Source organism: Nocardia implantans (genome assembly GCF_035544775.1).
GTDB lineage: Bacteria > Actinomycetota > Actinomycetes > Mycobacteriales > Mycobacteriaceae > Nocardia > Nocardia implantans.
The window spans coordinates 347,439-362,640 of the sequence record NZ_JAYKYQ010000009.1 but is presented as its reverse complement, the minus strand read 5'-3'; the positions used below and the strand labels follow the sequence as shown (position 1 = coordinate 362,640).

The following is a 15,202-nucleotide window of genomic DNA, read 5'->3' as shown; positions in this document are numbered from 1 at the left end:
CCGGCGGGAGTTTCGGTGATCATTGGGCTGATTCACAGGTGCCGCGCGGGTGATTTGGGCCGGTTCCCAGGCGCAGGTGAATGCTGGGCAATCGCAGCGTATTCCCTGCGTATCGCTGGTAGTGGGGACGGCGCCCCGGCTACTTGACCTCGCCTGTGACTGACGTTACAAAGGAGCTACCCGCCGACCCGAAGTTCTTCGAACCGGCCGACGAGAAGTGCACAAGTTGGTTACCGATGTCATCGACGTAGTCGCCGAATTCGCGATCGCCCGCAAGACCATCTGGGATCTGCTGCTCGAACCGCAGACGTATCCGCGTATGTTCACCGGTATCGGCGCGTGCGAGCAGATCCAGTCCGCCGACGGCAATGTGGTCTGGCAGATGCGCGTCGGCACCTACGCGTCGGGCATTCGCACCCACCAGATCCGGGTGAGCGTGGGCCGGTGGTACGAGAGCTTCGAGATGCAGTACGCCGCTTTAGGCAGTTTCGCGTCGGTGCGGCTGCACGGCGACGAGGAGCGCACCAAGATCACGGTCACCTATTTCGCGCCGAGCCGGGTGCACCCGCGGGTGGCCGAGCTGTCCAACGTGGCGATCGCGGAGTGGACCAAGAGCGGACTGAAGCGGGTGGCCGACGTCGCCAAGGGCGCGCGGACCTCCCTGGTCGTCAACGGCGAGGATTCGCCGATCCGGCGCAACGCGGGCGTGGCGCGGCAGATGGTGGCCACCGGCGTCGTGCTGCCGGTTCGCCTGGATCGGAGTCTCAAACAGCTTCGCTCCCTGGCGAAGTGGGGTTTCAACCTGGCGGGCGGGTACGCGGCGGGCGCGGCGTACGCCCCGGATCGGACCGCGATCATCGACGACCGCGGCACCCGGTCCTTCGCCGACATGCACGAGCGCACCAACGCGCTGGCCGGCGCGATGGCCGCGCACGGCCTCGGTCCTGGCGACGCCGTCGGACTGCTGGCGCGCAACCACGCGGCCATGGTCGAATGCATGGTCGCCGCAGGTAAATTGGGCGTGGACGTGGCCCTGCTGAACGCCGGGCTGGCCGGGCGAACCATCGAGGAGATCGTCCAGCGCGATCGCCTCTCGGCGCTGTTCGTCGATGGCGACCTGGAGGAATTGGTGCGCTATCTGCACGCCGACATCCCGCGGTACAACACCGACGAGCGTCCTCCCGCGCCGGACCGGACGACCGTGAACCAGCTCGTGGCCGAGGGGCACACGACGTTCCGCACGCCTGCCCAGCCGGGACGGCTGATCGTGCTCACCTCCGGGACCAGCGGGACGCCGAAGGGCGCGCGCAGGCCGCATCCGAAGGGCTTCGGGTCCATCGCGGCACTGCTGTCGCGCATCCCGATGCAGATGAACGAGACCATGCTGATCCCCGCGCCGCTGTTCCACACCTGGGGGCTGGCCGGCCTGCAACTGAGCACCGCGCTGCGCGCGACCGTGGTGCTGGCCGAGCGGTTCGACGCGGAGGACTGCCTGCGCCGCATCGCCGAGCACCGGGTCAACACGGTGATCGTGGTGCCGACCATGGTGCAGCGCATCCTCGACCTGCCCGCGCACGTGCGCGCTCGCTACGACACCTCCAGCCTGCGGCACATGATCAGCTGCGGTGCGCCGCTGGCCGGTGCGACCGTCGAGCGATTCATGGAGACCTACGGCGACGTCCTCTACAACGTCTACGGCTCCACCGAGGTCTCCTGGGCGACGATCGCCACGCCCGAGGACCTGCACACCTCGCCGACCACGGCGGGGCGGCCGCCGCTCGGCACGAAGGTCGCCGTGCTCGGACCCGACCACCGCAGGCTGCCGATCGGCGCGACCGGGCACATCTTCGTCGGCAACCACATGCTGTTCGACGGCTACGTCAACTCGGCGCCGCCGGACGAGGCGCACGGCATGCTCGACACCGGCGACCTCGGCTACCTCGACGCCGCGGGCCGGCTGTTCATCGCCGGACGGGACGACGAGATGATCATCTCCGGCGGCGAGAACGTCTTCCCCCGCCCGGTCGAGGAGGCGCTCGCGCACCTGCCGCAGGTCAGCGACGTCGCCGTAGTGGGTGTGCCGGACCGCGAATTCGGTCAGCGACTGGCGGCGTTCGTGGTGAAACGCGAAGGCTCCGGCCTCGATTCGGATATGGTGCGCACCTACATCCGCAACCGCTTGAGCCGCTTCTCGGTGCCGCGCGATGTCACCTTCCTCTCGGCGCTGCCGCGTGGCGACACCGGCAAGATCCTCAAGCGCTTGCTCGCCGGTCCCGGCGCGACCGAGCCGGAGCTGCCGCCGTCGATCAACGGTCTCGGCACCGCCGGATCGCCCTGACCTGTCCGGCGGCGCTCCCGCCTGCCGGGCCCGGCAGGTCTCAGTAGACGGTGTCCTCCAAGTCGGTCAGCGCGGTCTCCAGGTGATCGAGCAGCCTGGCCACGTCCGGCACGCCGCGACGGCAGGCGACGATGCCGATGTCCAGGCTGTCGGCATTGCTGGTGAGGGTGATGTTCACCGCCTGCCCGTCGAGCGGGATCGACAGCGGATAGCTGGCCGCGACGCGCGCGCCGTTCCAGTACTGCGGTTCGCGCGGCCCGGGGATGTTGGAGATGACGATGTTGAACGGCGGGCTGGTCAGCGCGGCCGTGGCGGGAAGCAGCAGCGACAGGGCGAGCGGACTGAGCGTCAGCGCCGACAGCGAGACGGCCTGGACGGGGGACAGCGCGCGGTAGATCTCTTTGCTGCGATGCATCGAGGAGCTGATCGCCGCCAGCCGCGCGGCCGGATCGGGCAGGTCGGTGGCCAGATTGCACAGCAGCGCGGCCACCGCGTTGCCCCCGCCGTCACCGTCGTCGGATTCGGGACGCAGCGAGACCGGCACCATGGCGATCAGCGGCTTGTCCGGCAGGGCGAGGTGTTCGAGCAGATAGGCGCGCAGCGCGCCGGCCGACATGGCCAGTACCACGTCGTTGAGCGTGGTGCCGGTCATCTTCTTGACCTGCCGGATCCGGTCCAGCGGCCAGGAGCGGGCTGCGCAGCGGCGGGCCCCGCCGATCGGGACGTTGAACATGGTGCGCGGTGCGGCGAAGGGCAGCGTCAACTGCTGCTCCAGCAGCGCGGTACGGGCCAGGCGCAAAGCCGATGGCGCCGAGCCCGCGGCGGCGAGCAGTGCGCGCGCCCGGCCGGTGAGGGTCTGCCGCTCCCGCGGTGCGTGCGCGCTGCGGCCGGTCGAGGGCGGAAGATGCCAGGGCACCAGCGCTTCGCCGGATTCCGGGTCGGTGGTGAGCGTTCGCTGCAACAGCCGTTGGGCGCCGACGCCGTCGATGAGTGCGTGGTGCATCTTCGCGTACAAGCCGACCCGGTCGCCGGCGAGCCCTTCGATCAGATGCGCCTCCCACAGCGGCCGGTGCCGGTCGAGCAGCCTGCTGTGCAGTCCCGCGGCCACCTCGGTCACGGCGTCCAGGCCACCCGGTTCCGGCAGCGCCCATCGCTGCACGTGGTAGTCGAGTTCGACGGCGCTGTCCACGGTCCAGGCCAGCTGCGGGGTGCCGAACAGGCGAGCCGGGCGCTTGCGGAACGTGGGGTGGAAGTTCTGGTCGGCCGCCAGTGTGGCGTACGCGCGCCTGGCGAATTCGGGTCCGGTGCCATCGACCGGGTCGAAGATCGACAGCGAACCGACGTGCATCGGATGCTCGCGTGATTCCGCGATGAGGAACAGGGCGTCCACCGGCGAGATGAATTCCATGGGCAGTTCCCTCCTGGCGACGCCGCGGCTGCGCCACGGTTCGGTTGCGCCACGGTTCGGTTGCGGACGTGGAAGGTCGCCGGACTGCCCACGGCGCGGGAGAGCTGTGCCGGTCGGCCGACGATCCATCACCGATTGATTCGGTGCCGAATCCGGACCGGCTGGGCGGTTCGTCGCGGAATTGTGCGGGCCTGCCTCAGGACAGGCGGCTGACCGGCCAGTCCTGCGGCAGTTCGAGACGTTCGCTGATCATGCTGATCGCGGTGTGCAGCGCCTGGATCTCGTCGACGCCGCTGGCCAGCGACGCGCCCTGCCTGCTGATGTGGAATCGGCACAGGTGCTCGCGCCGGTCGGCCGCCAGATACGGCCTGCCGATGATGATCGACAACGAGCTGTCGGCATCGTGCAGGGTGCGCGCGGCGATGAGCGCCTGCGGCTCGCTGGTCACCGTCGTGGCGGCGCGCGAGGGCCGGGTGGGGGCGGCGGGGAAGCCGGGATCGGAGGGATCGGTCACCGGGAAATGCGCGCCGTGGCTGTTCGCTTGCCGCAGCTCGTGCGCGATCTCCTGGAACGCGCGGTAGAGCGCGGCGATGGAATCGACGCCGTGCGCCCATCGTTCGCCGATGCCCTGGATGCGGAAACCGCACACCACACCGGTGTCACCCGGCGCCATCTGCGGTTTGCCCACCTCGATGGAGACTTCTCGCGTGGCATCGGAGACGGTGCGGGTGGCGATCACCTCTCTGATCCGCCGCCACTTCATGCTCGCGATCGCACCGCTGTGCTCGGATTCGCGCACTGCGGACGTGGTCGTGTCACCAGTGACCCGCGCCGATATCGCTCTCATGCAATGTGGAGTACCCAAGTTCGCCCCGGGTTTATCCTGCGGTTGCAGGTGACCTTGACCGCAGCGCGGAGACACGCCGTATCGGCAAAAGGGCTACCGAACGGTTAACACGCCCCGCGTTTGGCAGGCTGTCGCCGAGGGTGTGTTGGTGGGGCCGCGACGATGAGGAGGGGCGGACGAAGTGGTAACGATTGCGCAGTTGCGAGCGGTTCTGTCGATCTTGCGCGTCGACCCGGACGAGGTCGGCGCACGCGTGGGCGACACGGGTCTGCACGGTCCTGACGCCGAACGTGTCCTACTGATCGGTTTGCTACACCGGATCGCGAGCAGCGAACTGCGCCACGTGGTCACCACGACGATGGACGAGGAGGAGGCGGCACGGGCCGCCGCGGTCAGCACCCTGCCGGTGAACGGCGAGAACCCCACGGAGCAGGTGCGTTTCGACGCGCACTGGCTGCACGACCGCATCGGCGCGCTGGCGGCGGGCACCACCGTGGATCCGGTGCCGGTCCTGCTGGACGCCGCCGCGCGGTCGACGGACGCGGCCGAGGCGCTGCTGCTGCTGAGCCGCAATCCGCGCGGCCGGGACGCGGACACCAGATGGGAGCGTGCGCTCGACGATCTGGGGCGCGCCTATCACCTGATCAACGACGAGCGGGTGGGCCGCTCGAACACGACGACCGCGCCGCTGTAGCGGCGCGGTCGGTCGGAGGTCTCGCCCGGCGGCATGCGGCGCGCCGCCGGGATCGAGCTACTTGGCGGGTTGGGCCGGAGCGGACTGGACCGGCTTGTCGGCGAAGCGAGTGGTGCCGTCGGCCGCCTGCAGCGTGGTGAGCAGATCGACGCCGGCCACGACGAGCGTGGGTCCGCCGACCGCGATGGTTCCCAGGATGCCGCCGAGGCTCGCGCCGGTCAGCAGACCGGCCACGCAACCGACGGCGATGGTCACCAGGCAGCCGATCGTGGCGCCGATGGCGGTGCCGACGAAACCGCCGATGGCGGTGGCGAGTCCGAACTGGCTGGCGAATTCGTCCCTCGCGCGCTGGTTCTCGGTCATGGAGGCGACCGGCTTGGCCACCAGCGGCTCGGTGATCGCGATGCCGTCGGGCCTGGTCGGCTTCAGCTCGAGCACCGTGCTGTCCTTCTTCAGCTCCGGGCGGACCGGGATGACGGTGCCCGCGATCCGGAAGTCGAGCGGCAGCGTCATCGCGACGTGGCCGTCGCGGTCGCGGACGTCGACCACGTCGATCACTTGCGCGATGTCGGCCGGGGCGCCGGTGTGATCGACGAGCACCCCGTCGCGCTCGGTTAGTCGAGCGTTCTCGTCGCCCGCGGGCTGATCGCGCAGCGCCTTGGACAATTCGAAGGTTCCGCCCCTGAGCGCGGCGACCACCGTCTGATCGATGAGCTTGGCCGAGTAGGTGATGTCGGGGGCGGGCTCGGCGTGCGCGACGCCCGCGCCGACGGTCAGCGAGCCGATGGCGAGTATCGCTGCCGCAGTGATGCCGCGGAGTTGCATGTTTCGTCCATTCCTTCATCGGGTTCACACCTGCGTCCAGCACGGCCGGACCCGCGCACTCCGGCGGCGCAAGAGCAGTCGTCTAGGGTCGCTGAGCAGCCTAGCAGCGCCCACAGCAACCTATGAGCGTTCCGGCTCGACCGGTCGGAGATAGCGAAAAATTCTCCGACCGGCCGTGATTCGGATCCTCCGGCTCAGCGGGCAGCGGCGAGTTCGCTTGCCCGCTCGGCGCGCAGGATCGTCGCGCTGGTGCCGGGCGGCCATTCGAGTCCCGTGTCGAGCCGGTCGAGGACATCGGCATCCGGCCGTGGATTGCGGGACCGCTCGATCTCGCTGATCACCTTGGCCGGCGGGCCGCCGTTGCCCGCCACGTCCGCCTGGGTCCATTTCATCTCTCGCCGCCGCGCACGCACGCGCGTGGCCAGCGCGTCGAGATCGAACGCGACGGCCGTCTCGGCTGCCTCATCCCGCGCCGGCCGCGCCGGTGCGACCGTCTCCTCCTCGCGGTGCTTCTCCCGCAGCATTCCGCTGGTGATCAGCCTGGACCGCTTCCGCCTACCCATTTTCGCCACACGCTCTCCCATCCTCGGTCGAGTCGATCGATTGCGTCGCACTGCTCCGGCGGGCGGGCGGCGCCCACCGCGCCGGGAACGCTGAACATCATGGGGGAGCGCGGGTGCGGACCTCGCTCGACGCGCCGGGTCAGTCCGAGCTGTCCTCCGGTTGCAGAATCAGCACCGGTATCTCGCGCTCGGTCCAGGATTGGTAGGTGTCGAAGTCCGCGTAGAGGTCTACGAGCAAGGGCCACAAGCGATTCTTTTCCTCCGGGCTCGCCACCCTGGCGCGGACGCGACGGTGCTCGGCACCGATCTGCACCCGGGTCGTGGGGTGTGCCAGGAGGTTGAAGTACCACTGCGGATGATCGGGCAACCCGCCTTGGGAGGCGACCACCACCAGGTCGGGGCCGTCGACGAGGTACAGCAGCGGGGCGGTGAACAGCTTGCCCGATTTGCGGCCCCGATGCTCGAGCAACAAGGTCGGTACCGGCTTACGGAAACCGGCGCCGATCCGCCATCGACCGCCGACGCGCCCTCCGGTCCGGCGGTATGCCCAGGTCTGCGCCCTGGACATGTATTTGATGACGGTCGTGACCAGCGGCGAATCGAGGTTGCGCGGTCGGTTCGGCATCAGCGCTCACCCCCTTCGGGCCGGAGTGCGGCGGTGGCATCGGGGGCGGTGTCGAATGATTGATCCATACCTTTGTCCGTAGTATCGTCCAGACAGTTGTCCGGTTACTATTCCATAGACGTGCCGGGCGCGTCGCAGGGGTCACGGCAACCGGCGGAGAGCACGGTGGAGGAAACATGGATCGGGTCAGTGGCAAAGTCGTCCTGGTGACCGGTGCCGGACGCGGGCAGGGCCGCAGCCACGCGCTGGCCCTGGCCGAAGAGGGCGCCGACATCATCGCCTTCGACATCTGCGCCGATATCGCCAGCAACGAATACCCGCTGGCGACCGAAGCGGATCTCGCCGAGACCGAGGATCTGGTCGCCGAGACCGGTCGTAGGGTGGTGGCCAGGAAGGTGGACGTGCGGGATCGGACCGCGGTGCAGGAGGCGATCGCGCAGGCGGTGGCCGAACTCGGGCGCTTGGACGTGGTCGTGGCGAACGCCGGGATCTGCCCGCTGGGGCACCACGTGCCGTTGCAAGGCTTCGTCGACGTCTTCGACGTCAACTTCGTCGGCGTGGTGAACACCGTGCACGCCGCGCTGCCACATCTGGGCGCGGGCGCGTCGATCATCGTGACCGGCTCGGTCGCGGGCCTGGTGCCGCAGACCGGATTCAACGGCCAGCAGGCGCTGCAAGGTCCCGGCGGCGACGGCTACGGCTTGTCGAAGAAGATGATCCGTTCCTACACGCAGACTTTGGCATTGACGCTCGGCCCGAGTTCGATCCGCATCAACGCGGTGCACCCGACGAACGTCGACACCGACATGCTGCACAACCCCGGGATGTACCAGATCTTCCGTCCGGACGTGCGGAATCCGACGCGGGAGGACGCCGAGGTGACCTTTCCGTTCATGCAGGCCATGCCGATTCCCTTCGTCGAATCCTCGGACATCTCGCATGCGGTCACGTTCCTGGCTTCCGACGAATCGCGCTATGTGACGGGCTTGCAGATGTTCGTCGACGGCGGGGCGTCGCTGAAACTGGGTCTCGCCGGGCAGTGACGCGAAAAGCGCTGTCACTTCAGAATGAGCATCGCGGACCGCTCGAGGCGGTCCGCGATGTCGGCATAGGATTCATAACCCATACCGGCGTGTACCAGCGCCCCCGCATAGAGTAATTCGAGCGATTTCACGATGTCCGGGTCCGGATTTCCGGACAACGCGTGCGCGATCCGCTCGCGAATTTCCAGGCCGATGCGGGCCCGCAAATGTTCCACGTCGGGATCGCGGCCGAGCAGCGCGCTGGTGACCGCGCCGGACAATGCGGGTTCGTCGGCGACGAGCAGCGCGATGCCGCGGAGTTCGGCGATCACGCGCACGGTGGCGTCCCGGTCCTCGCTCACCGGCGACGGCGCCGCGCGCAGCCTGCGCCAGAAGATCTCCGCGACCAAATGCTCCTTGGAGGAGAAATAGGTGTAGGCGGTGGCGGTGCCGACTTTGGCGTTGGCGGCCACCATTCGGATGGTCATGCCCGCGAAGCCCTCGCGGGAAAGCACTTCCATCGCCGATCTGGTGAGCTTCTCGACGGTGTCGGCCTGCTTTCCGGACAGGCGCCGCCGCGTTGCCTCCACGGTTCTGGAATACTTTTCGGACATGTGTCTAGATGGTAGTGTCGCGATGTCGTTCCAGCAACTTCCACGCTGCGGAAATCGATCGCCGTCTGGGACTGTCGGCGCTACGCCTGATGTGCCGCGCCGAGCGGCAGGCCGAGGCCGGTGAGTTTGCCGGACAACCGCTCGAGGTAGGCGAGCACCGCGGGCTCGTCCTTGTCCGGCAGTCCGTACACGACGTCGGTGACGCCGGCGCGGTCCCACTCGGCCAGGCGTCGCGCGTCCGGCTTGTAATCGAGGGCCACCACGCGCGGACGTCCCGGCCGCCCGGCCTGCCGCCAGATCTCGTGCAATGACGCGAGACGATCGGAGATCTGTGTTTCCCCCGGCGTGGTGATCCAGCCGTCGGCGGACTCGGCTATCCAGCGGAACGTGCGTTCGGTGCCGGCCGCGCCGATCAGCACCGGAACCGAACGCCGCACCGGTTTCGGCCATGCCCAGCTCGGGCCGAAGCTGACGTACTCGCCGTCGAAACCGGCCTCGTCCCGGCTCCACAGCGCCCGCATCGCCGCCAGATATTCGCGCAGCACCGTGCGCCGCTTGTGCGCGGGCACGCCGTGGTCGGCGAGTTCGTCGGTGTTCCAGCCGAATCCGGCCCCGAGCACGACCCGGCCGCCGGAGAGGTGGTCCAGGGAGGCGATCGTCTTGGCCAGGGTGATCGGGTCGTGCTCCACCGGGAGCGCGACGGCGGTGGCCAGTTCGATGCGCTCGGTGACGGCCGCCGCCATGGACAGCGCGACCCATGGGTCGAGCGTGCGCAGGTAGCGGTCGTCCGGGAGCGAAGCGTCACCGGTCTGCGGGTGCGCCGCGTTGCGCGCCACCGGGATGTGGGTGTGTTCGGGGACGTAGAAGGAGGCGAAGCCCGCTTCCTCGGCGGCTCCGGCCGCCGCGGCGGGGGTGATGCCGCGATCGCTGGTGAACAGGACGATGCCGAAGCGCATGGGGATCCTCGCCTTGTCTGGTCGTTCGACGAACTGTCGTGGCGGTGAGGCGCACGGCGACACGCCGTGTCTGGACACCTGTGTGGAATATAGTCCGAATGGCGATACGCCTACAAGAACGTGTTCTTGATTTTCCTGCGAGTCGGCCTGGTGGCGCCGCGGCGACTTTCTTCTCGCGAGTTCCCGCTTTCGGGATTGTCCTGAAAAACTGTCAGTGGTACCGTCCAGACACATGTCCAGCTATGTGTCTCTTCGGCGGGTCGTGCGGACGATCATCGTTGAGAACTTGTTATCGAATTCGGAGGGTGGGCGATGACGGCTGAGGTGGACCCGCTGGTGTTCGGCCCGTACGACGACTCGCATCCGGCGTATCGGCGGCCGCCGGAAGAAGCTGCGCGGTATGCCGACCCTGACCTCGGACTCCGGGCGTTGTCGCGGCACGGACACCCGACGCGCCGCCCACCCGGGCGGCTCCGCGAATCACTGTGCGAACCCGTGCGGAGCCGGTCGTGAGAATCCGCGCCGACCTGGATCTGTGCCAAGGGCACGCGGTCTGCCAAGCCGAGGCTCCCGAGGTGTTCACGGTGCCCAGACGCGGCCAGGTCGAAATCCTGCGCGACGTGCCGGACGCCGGACTGCGGGCCGCCGTGGCGGACGCGATCCGCTACTGCCCGACCCAAGCCCTGTCGATCGCCGACGAAGACGCGACCGACTCCTCTCCGAAAGGTACCGACTGATGCCAGGTTTCGACCGCGCCGAGCTCGACGAGATGATCCAGCGCTGGATCACGGAGAACCAGCGCTGCGAGGAAAAGGGCGACTGGAAGCCCCTCGCGCAGATGTACACCGAGGACGCCACCTACGGCTGGAACTACGGCCCGACGCAGGAGTTCATGGCCGTCGGACGCGACGAGATCCGCGACCTCGCCCTCGGCCAGGAGATGGCCGGGCTGGAGGGCTGGACCTACCCGTACCAGGAATTCGTCGTCGACGACCGCACCGGCACCGTCATCGGGTTCTGGAAGCAGATCAGCGAGGCCAAGCGGCCCGATGGGCGCAACTATTCGCCCGAGGGCATCGGCGGCAGCTGGTTCCGCTACGGCGGCGACTTCCAATGGTCCTGGCAGCGCGACTTCTTCGACTTCGGCAACGTCTCGGCGCTGTTTCTGGAGATGATCACGAACAAGGCCATCACCCCTGGCATGCAGAAGCGCATCGAGCGCTCGGTGTCGGGGCAGCCGCTGCCGGGCTGGTATCGCATCGGCGAATCGCCCGTCGCGCTGTGGTGACCGACATGACCGGATCACCGAGCCGATTCGCCTGCCTCGACCGCGCGACGCTGGCCGCGCTGCTGCCCGAACTGCTCCTGTGCGGGCACCTCATCGATCGCTCCGGCATGGCGCACTCGATCGCCGCGTTCGGCCGCGAAGGCATGACCGCGATCGCCATCGAGGAGTGGCAGGTGGCCAGCCCGGTCTACACCCGGCGCATGCAGCGCGCGCTCGGCTTCACCGGCGACGGCGTGGAGACCATCTTCAAGGGACTGCAATTGGACATCGGCGCGCCACCGCAGTTCATGGACTTCCGTTTCCGGGTCGACGACCACCACCACGGCGAGTTCTGGCTCGACCACTGCGGTGCGCTCGCCGACGTGGAACCGATGGGCGAGGACTTCGTCGTGTCGATGTGTCACGACATCGAGGATCCGACCTTCGACGCGACCGCGCTGGCCACCAATCCGCACGCCCAGGTCCGGCCGATCCACCGCCCGCCCCGCCGTCCCGCCGATCGGAAACCGGTGTGCGCGTGGACGGTCGTCATCGACCCGGCCCACGTGCCGCCGCCGGTGCCGCCCAACGCCGAGTTGGTCGCCGGGTCGGTGGCGGCCGGACTGGAGCTGGCCGCCATCGACCCCGCCGACGAAGGGCGGCCGGACTACTCGGGACCGTTGCTCAGCGATGTGCGCTTCGCGGACTTCTCCCGCTCCGCGCTGGTCCGCCTCGCCGACGAGGTCTGCCTGCAACATCACCTGCTCACCCTCGGTTTCCTGATCGCGGTGCGCGCCCGGGCCGACGCCGATGCCGCGCTGGAGATCGGGCGCAAGCAGTTCGCTGGTATCGCCGGCCTCACCAGTGAACGCCTGCGCGATTGCCTCGGCCTCGGCGACGACGCCGCCGCGCTGGCGACGGTGCTGCGGTTGCATCCGGCGCTGAATCCATTGCCCTACACCGGAATCGAGATCGCGCACACCGGCGACACGGTCACGGTGACGTTCCCGGCCGCCAGCGGCGCGCACACCGACGGCACGTGGGCGTCGATGCTCGACCCCGAGCACGTGCAGCCGCTGAATGCCCTGGTCCGCGGCGTGAATCCGCGTTTCTCCGCCGAGGTCGTCGCCGCGGGCGAGGACGGCTGGCGCGCCGCCGTCACGCTCGGTGACACACCGTTCCGGGAGGCGACGGAGGTCGCGCTGACCCGGTTCAGCACCGGCGCCGCCTTCACCTTCACCGACCGGGGGATACCCCTTCCGCTCACCGTCGTCTGACCGCACCCAGAGATGGAACGACATGGCCAACAACTTCGCCGACCTCTTCGAGCACTCCGTGGACGCCATGCCCGAGCGGGTGGCTCTCGTCCGGTCCGGCCGCCGCGTGACCTACCGTGAGCTCGACGTCCGCGCCAATCGGCTCGCGCACCATCTGGCGAGTATCGGCGTCGGCGCCGGGACGCACGTGGGTTTCCAGATGCACAACAGCGTCGAGACGATGGAGACGCTGATCGCGTGCTTCAAACTCGCCGCCGTGCCGATCAACATCAATTACCGGTACGGCGTCGCGGAACTGGCCTACGTCTACGACAACGCCGACCTCGAGGTGCTCGTGCACCACTGCTGTTACAGCGAAGCCGTCCAGGAGGCCCGGCAGCGCACGCCGGGGTTGCGGCACACGATCCGCGTCGCCGACGAGTTCACGCCGGAAGCGGACGATGCCGCGGCGACGCAGTACGAGTCGGCCCTCGCCGCCGCGGCGACAGACCGTCCGATCGTCGAACGCAGCGCCGACGACCTGTTCATGATGTACACCGGCGGGACGACCGGCATGCCGAAAGGCGTCATGTGGCGGCAAGAGGACATGTGGCGCGTGCTCGGTGGCGGCATCGACTTCTACACCGGCGAGCCGGTCGCCGACGAGTTCCAGCAGTCCCGCACCGGCGCTCAGGCGGATCCGAGCGCCTGGCTGGTGCTGCCGCCGCTGATCCACGCCGCCGCCATGATGCCGACCTTCACCGCGCTGTGGTCGGGCAACACGGTGATCTTCGAATCCCGCTTCGACGCCGCCCGCGTCTGGCGGACCGTCGCCGAGCAACGCCCGCAGGTCATGGTGATCACCGGCGACGCCATGGCCAGACCCTTGATCGAGGCGTACCGCAGCGAGCCGGTGGACGCCTCCTCGCTGCTGGCGATCGCCTCCGGCGCCGCGCTGCTGTCGCAGCCGGTGAAGAACACGCTGCTGGAGATGTTCTCGTGGGCGGTCGTCTCGGACTCCATCGGATCGTCGGAAACCGGGTTCGGCGGCATCGGTTTCGCCCAGAAGGACGATGATCCGGCACGCGGCCCCCGCGTGCAGACCGGTCGCGGCGCGGTCGTGGTGGACGACGACGGCCGCCCCGTCGCGCCCGGCTCGGAAGGCTGGCTGGCCAAGACCGGCAACGTGCCGATCGGCTACTACAAGGACCCCGGCAAGACCGAGCGGCTGTTCAAGACCGTCGACGGCGTGCGCATGGTCGTCACCGACGACCGGGCCCGCGCCGAGGCCGACGGGTCGATCACGCTGATCGGCCGCGGCAACATGGTGATCAACACCGGCGGCGAGAAGGTGTTCGTCGAAGAGGTCGAAAGCGTGGTGAAGGCGCACGACGCGATCTTCGACGCGGTGGTGATCGGCGTGCCGCACGAACGCTGGGGGCATCAGGTCGCGGCGGTGGTGTCGTTGTCCGGCCCCGGGCCGGTGGAGTTCACGGAACTGCAGGCGCACGTGCGCCGCTTCCTGGCCGGATACAAAGTGCCCAAACAGATCTGGGTCGCCGACGCCATCGTGCGGGCGCCCAGCGGCAAACCCGACTACCGGTGGGCCAAGCAGTACGTCGCCGCGCGCGGGCCCGACCACAAGGCGGACTGACATGATCCGGGTGATCCAATGGGCCACCGGCGGAGTCGGGCGGGCCGCCATCGAGGGCATTCTCGACCATCCGGAGCTGGAACTGGCCGGAGCCTGGGTGCACAGCGCGGACAAGGACGGCATGGACCTGGGCGAACTCGTCGGCCGCGCGCCGATCGGGGTGCGCGCGAGCACCGACGCCGACCGCTTGCTCGCCACGCAGGCCGACTGCGTGCTCTACAGCCCCTTCACGGCCGCCCCGGAGACGATGCGCGCGATTCTGCGGTCCGGCAAGAACGTCGTCACACCGCTGGGCTGGTTCCATCCGCGCCGCGCGGAGCGGCAACGCTACGACGAGCTGTGCCGTGCGGCCGGAGTCACCTTGCACGGTACCGGGATACATCCGGGCGGCATCACCGAGAAGATCCCGCTGGTGGTATCGGCGCTGTCGGGCTCGATCACCGCGGTGCGCGCCGAAGAGTTCTCCGATATCCGCACCTACGGCGCGCCAGAGGTGGTCCGGGACTGGATGCTGTTCGGCGCCACGCCGGAACAGGCCGCGACCAGCGTCATGGCGAACGTGCTCGCAGGCGGCTACAGCCAGTCGGTGTGGATGATCGCCGAAGCGCTCGGCATCGCGCTCGACGAGCGGTTGCGGGTGACGCACGACATGGCGGTGGCCACCGCGCCGATCGATTCGCCCATCGGACCGATCGCGCCGGGGCGTGTCGCCGCGCAGCGCTTCCGCTGGGAAGGGACCGTTCGCGGCGCTCCGGTGATCACGGCCGCGGTGAATTGGTTCATGGGCACCGAGCACCTCGATCCACCGTGGACCTTCGGGCCGGCGGGGGAGCGATACGAGGTCGAGGTCGTGGGTGATCCCGGCGCGACGGTGACGTTCACCGGCATGCACGCGCACAGCGCCGCCGCCGGTCTGGTGCGCAACCTCGGCATCGTGGCCACGGCCATGCACTGCGTGAACTCGATCCCCTACGTGGTCGCCGCCGAGCCCGGCGTGCGGACCTATCTCGACCTGCCGCTCGTCGCCGGTCGCGCCGCCGCATGGCTGCGCGGAACCGGCGGCGACGCGGCCTGCGCTTCGCCCGCCGCGGCGGATACCGGCGTCGCGCGTCGTCCTTCGCGCTGACCGGCTC

The 15,202-nt window shown here is 68.9% G+C and carries 15 protein-coding genes; 8 read left to right on the top strand and 7 right to left on the bottom strand.

The features are described 5' to 3' along the window. Positions 1-226: 226 nt before the first annotated feature. Positions 227-2,338, top strand: coding sequence for an AMP-binding protein (locus U3653_RS22770; RefSeq protein WP_397071049.1), 2,112 nt, complete (start codon positions 227-229; stop codon positions 2,336-2,338). 40 nt (positions 2,339-2,378) lie between these two features. Here the strand turns inward: U3653_RS22770 and U3653_RS22765 are convergent, their stop codons facing one another. Both U3653_RS22765 and U3653_RS22760 read right to left on the bottom strand, forming a co-directional pair. Beyond that, positions 2,379-3,746, bottom strand: coding sequence for a WS/DGAT/MGAT family O-acyltransferase (locus U3653_RS22765; protein WP_195081468.1), 1,368 nt, complete (start codon positions 3,744-3,746; stop codon positions 2,379-2,381). A gap of 196 nt (positions 3,747-3,942) precedes the next feature. After that, the gene (locus tag U3653_RS22760; protein WP_195081469.1) at positions 3,943-4,509 is read right to left on the bottom strand and encodes a DUF6968 family protein; all 567 of its coding nucleotides are present in this window, start codon (positions 4,507-4,509) and stop codon (positions 3,943-3,945) included. A 283-nt stretch (positions 4,510-4,792) separates the two neighbouring features. Here U3653_RS22760 and U3653_RS22755 point away from each other — a divergent pair, with 283 nt between their 5' ends. Continuing rightward, a complete protein-coding gene (locus tag U3653_RS22755; RefSeq protein WP_195081470.1) occupies positions 4,793-5,287 on the top strand; it encodes a hypothetical protein in 495 nt (164 codons plus the stop codon). A 57-nt stretch (positions 5,288-5,344) separates the two neighbouring features. On the opposite strand, the gene U3653_RS22750 is transcribed toward U3653_RS22755, so the two are convergent. From U3653_RS22750 to U3653_RS22740, 3 genes are all read right to left on the bottom strand, one after another. Then, on the bottom strand, positions 5,345-6,112 hold the full coding sequence (locus U3653_RS22750; RefSeq protein ID WP_195081471.1) for a DUF8020 domain-containing protein: 768 nt from the start codon (positions 6,110-6,112) through the stop codon (positions 5,345-5,347). Between the two features lie 194 nt (positions 6,113-6,306). Then, the gene (locus tag U3653_RS22745) at positions 6,307-6,675 is read right to left on the bottom strand and encodes a helix-turn-helix domain-containing protein (RefSeq protein ID WP_195081472.1); all 369 of its coding nucleotides are present in this window, start codon (positions 6,673-6,675) and stop codon (positions 6,307-6,309) included. Positions 6,676-6,814: 139 nt separating this feature from the next. After that, a complete protein-coding gene (locus U3653_RS22740; RefSeq protein ID WP_195081473.1) occupies positions 6,815-7,300 on the bottom strand; it encodes a nitroreductase family deazaflavin-dependent oxidoreductase in 486 nt (161 codons plus the stop codon). A 176-nt stretch (positions 7,301-7,476) separates the two neighbouring features. Between U3653_RS22740 and U3653_RS22735 the strand changes: the two genes are divergently transcribed. Continuing rightward, positions 7,477-8,343: a mycofactocin-coupled SDR family oxidoreductase gene (locus U3653_RS22735; protein ID WP_195081474.1), complete on the top strand. Its 867-nt coding sequence runs from the start codon at positions 7,477-7,479 to the stop codon at positions 8,341-8,343. 14 nt (positions 8,344-8,357) lie between these two features. Here the strand turns inward: U3653_RS22735 and U3653_RS22730 are convergent, their stop codons facing one another. After that, positions 8,358-8,936: a TetR/AcrR family transcriptional regulator gene (locus U3653_RS22730; protein ID WP_195081475.1), complete on the bottom strand. Its 579-nt coding sequence runs from the start codon at positions 8,934-8,936 to the stop codon at positions 8,358-8,360. 80 nt (positions 8,937-9,016) lie between these two features. Beyond that, positions 9,017-9,892, bottom strand: a complete 876-nt coding sequence (locus U3653_RS22725) for an LLM class F420-dependent oxidoreductase (RefSeq protein WP_195081476.1) — start codon at positions 9,890-9,892, stop codon at positions 9,017-9,019. A 509-nt stretch (positions 9,893-10,401) separates the two neighbouring features. On the opposite strand from U3653_RS22725, the gene U3653_RS22720 reads away from it, so the two are divergent. Genes U3653_RS22720 through U3653_RS22700 form a run of 5 tightly spaced genes read left to right on the top strand, consistent with a single transcriptional unit; the run spans position 10,402 to position 15,195 of the window. Further along, positions 10,402-10,629, top strand: coding sequence for a ferredoxin (locus tag U3653_RS22720; RefSeq protein WP_195081477.1), 228 nt, complete (start codon positions 10,402-10,404; stop codon positions 10,627-10,629). Continuing rightward, positions 10,629-11,180, top strand: a complete 552-nt coding sequence (locus U3653_RS22715) for a Cif family virulence factor (RefSeq protein ID WP_195081478.1) — start codon at positions 10,629-10,631, stop codon at positions 11,178-11,180. The genes U3653_RS22720 and U3653_RS22715 overlap by 1 nt, the downstream gene beginning before the upstream one ends. A gap of 5 nt (positions 11,181-11,185) precedes the next feature. After that, entirely contained in the window at positions 11,186-12,436 is a 1,251-nt protein-coding gene (locus tag U3653_RS22710; RefSeq protein ID WP_195081479.1) for a hypothetical protein, read from the top strand. Between the two features lie 22 nt (positions 12,437-12,458). Then, positions 12,459-14,069 carry an acyl-CoA synthetase gene (locus U3653_RS22705; protein WP_195081480.1) on the top strand — a complete coding sequence of 537 codons (1,611 nt, stop codon included), beginning with the start codon at positions 12,459-12,461 and terminating at the stop codon, positions 14,067-14,069. A gap of 1 nt (position 14,070) precedes the next feature. Next, on the top strand, positions 14,071-15,195 hold the full coding sequence (locus U3653_RS22700; RefSeq protein ID WP_195081481.1) for an NAD(P)H-dependent amine dehydrogenase family protein: 1,125 nt from the start codon (positions 14,071-14,073) through the stop codon (positions 15,193-15,195). Positions 15,196-15,202 lie beyond the last annotated feature (7 nt).

Coding starts and splice junctions, on each gene's coding strand:
- U3653_RS22735 (WP_195081474.1), top strand. CDS start 7,477: ATGGATCGGGTCAGTGGCAAAGTCGTCCTGGTGACCGGTGCCGGACGC.
- U3653_RS22765 (WP_195081468.1), bottom strand. CDS start 3,746: ATGGAATTCATCTCGCCGGTGGACGCCCTGTTCCTCATCGCGGAATCA.
- U3653_RS22760 (WP_195081469.1), bottom strand. CDS start 4,509: ATGAAGTGGCGGCGGATCAGAGAGGTGATCGCCACCCGCACCGTCTCC.
- U3653_RS22730 (WP_195081475.1), bottom strand. CDS start 8,936: ATGTCCGAAAAGTATTCCAGAACCGTGGAGGCAACGCGGCGGCGCCTG.
- U3653_RS22700 (WP_195081481.1), top strand. CDS start 14,071: ATGATCCGGGTGATCCAATGGGCCACCGGCGGAGTCGGGCGGGCCGCC.
- U3653_RS22715 (WP_195081478.1), top strand. CDS start 10,629: ATGCCAGGTTTCGACCGCGCCGAGCTCGACGAGATGATCCAGCGCTGG.
- U3653_RS22745 (WP_195081472.1), bottom strand. CDS start 6,675: ATGGGTAGGCGGAAGCGGTCCAGGCTGATCACCAGCGGAATGCTGCGG.
- U3653_RS22740 (WP_195081473.1), bottom strand. CDS start 7,300: ATGCCGAACCGACCGCGCAACCTCGATTCGCCGCTGGTCACGACCGTC.
- U3653_RS22725 (WP_195081476.1), bottom strand. CDS start 9,892: ATGCGCTTCGGCATCGTCCTGTTCACCAGCGATCGCGGCATCACCCCC.
- U3653_RS22705 (WP_195081480.1), top strand. CDS start 12,459: ATGGCCAACAACTTCGCCGACCTCTTCGAGCACTCCGTGGACGCCATG.
- U3653_RS22710 (WP_195081479.1), top strand. CDS start 11,186: ATGACCGGATCACCGAGCCGATTCGCCTGCCTCGACCGCGCGACGCTG.
- U3653_RS22750 (WP_195081471.1), bottom strand. CDS start 6,112: ATGCAACTCCGCGGCATCACTGCGGCAGCGATACTCGCCATCGGCTCG.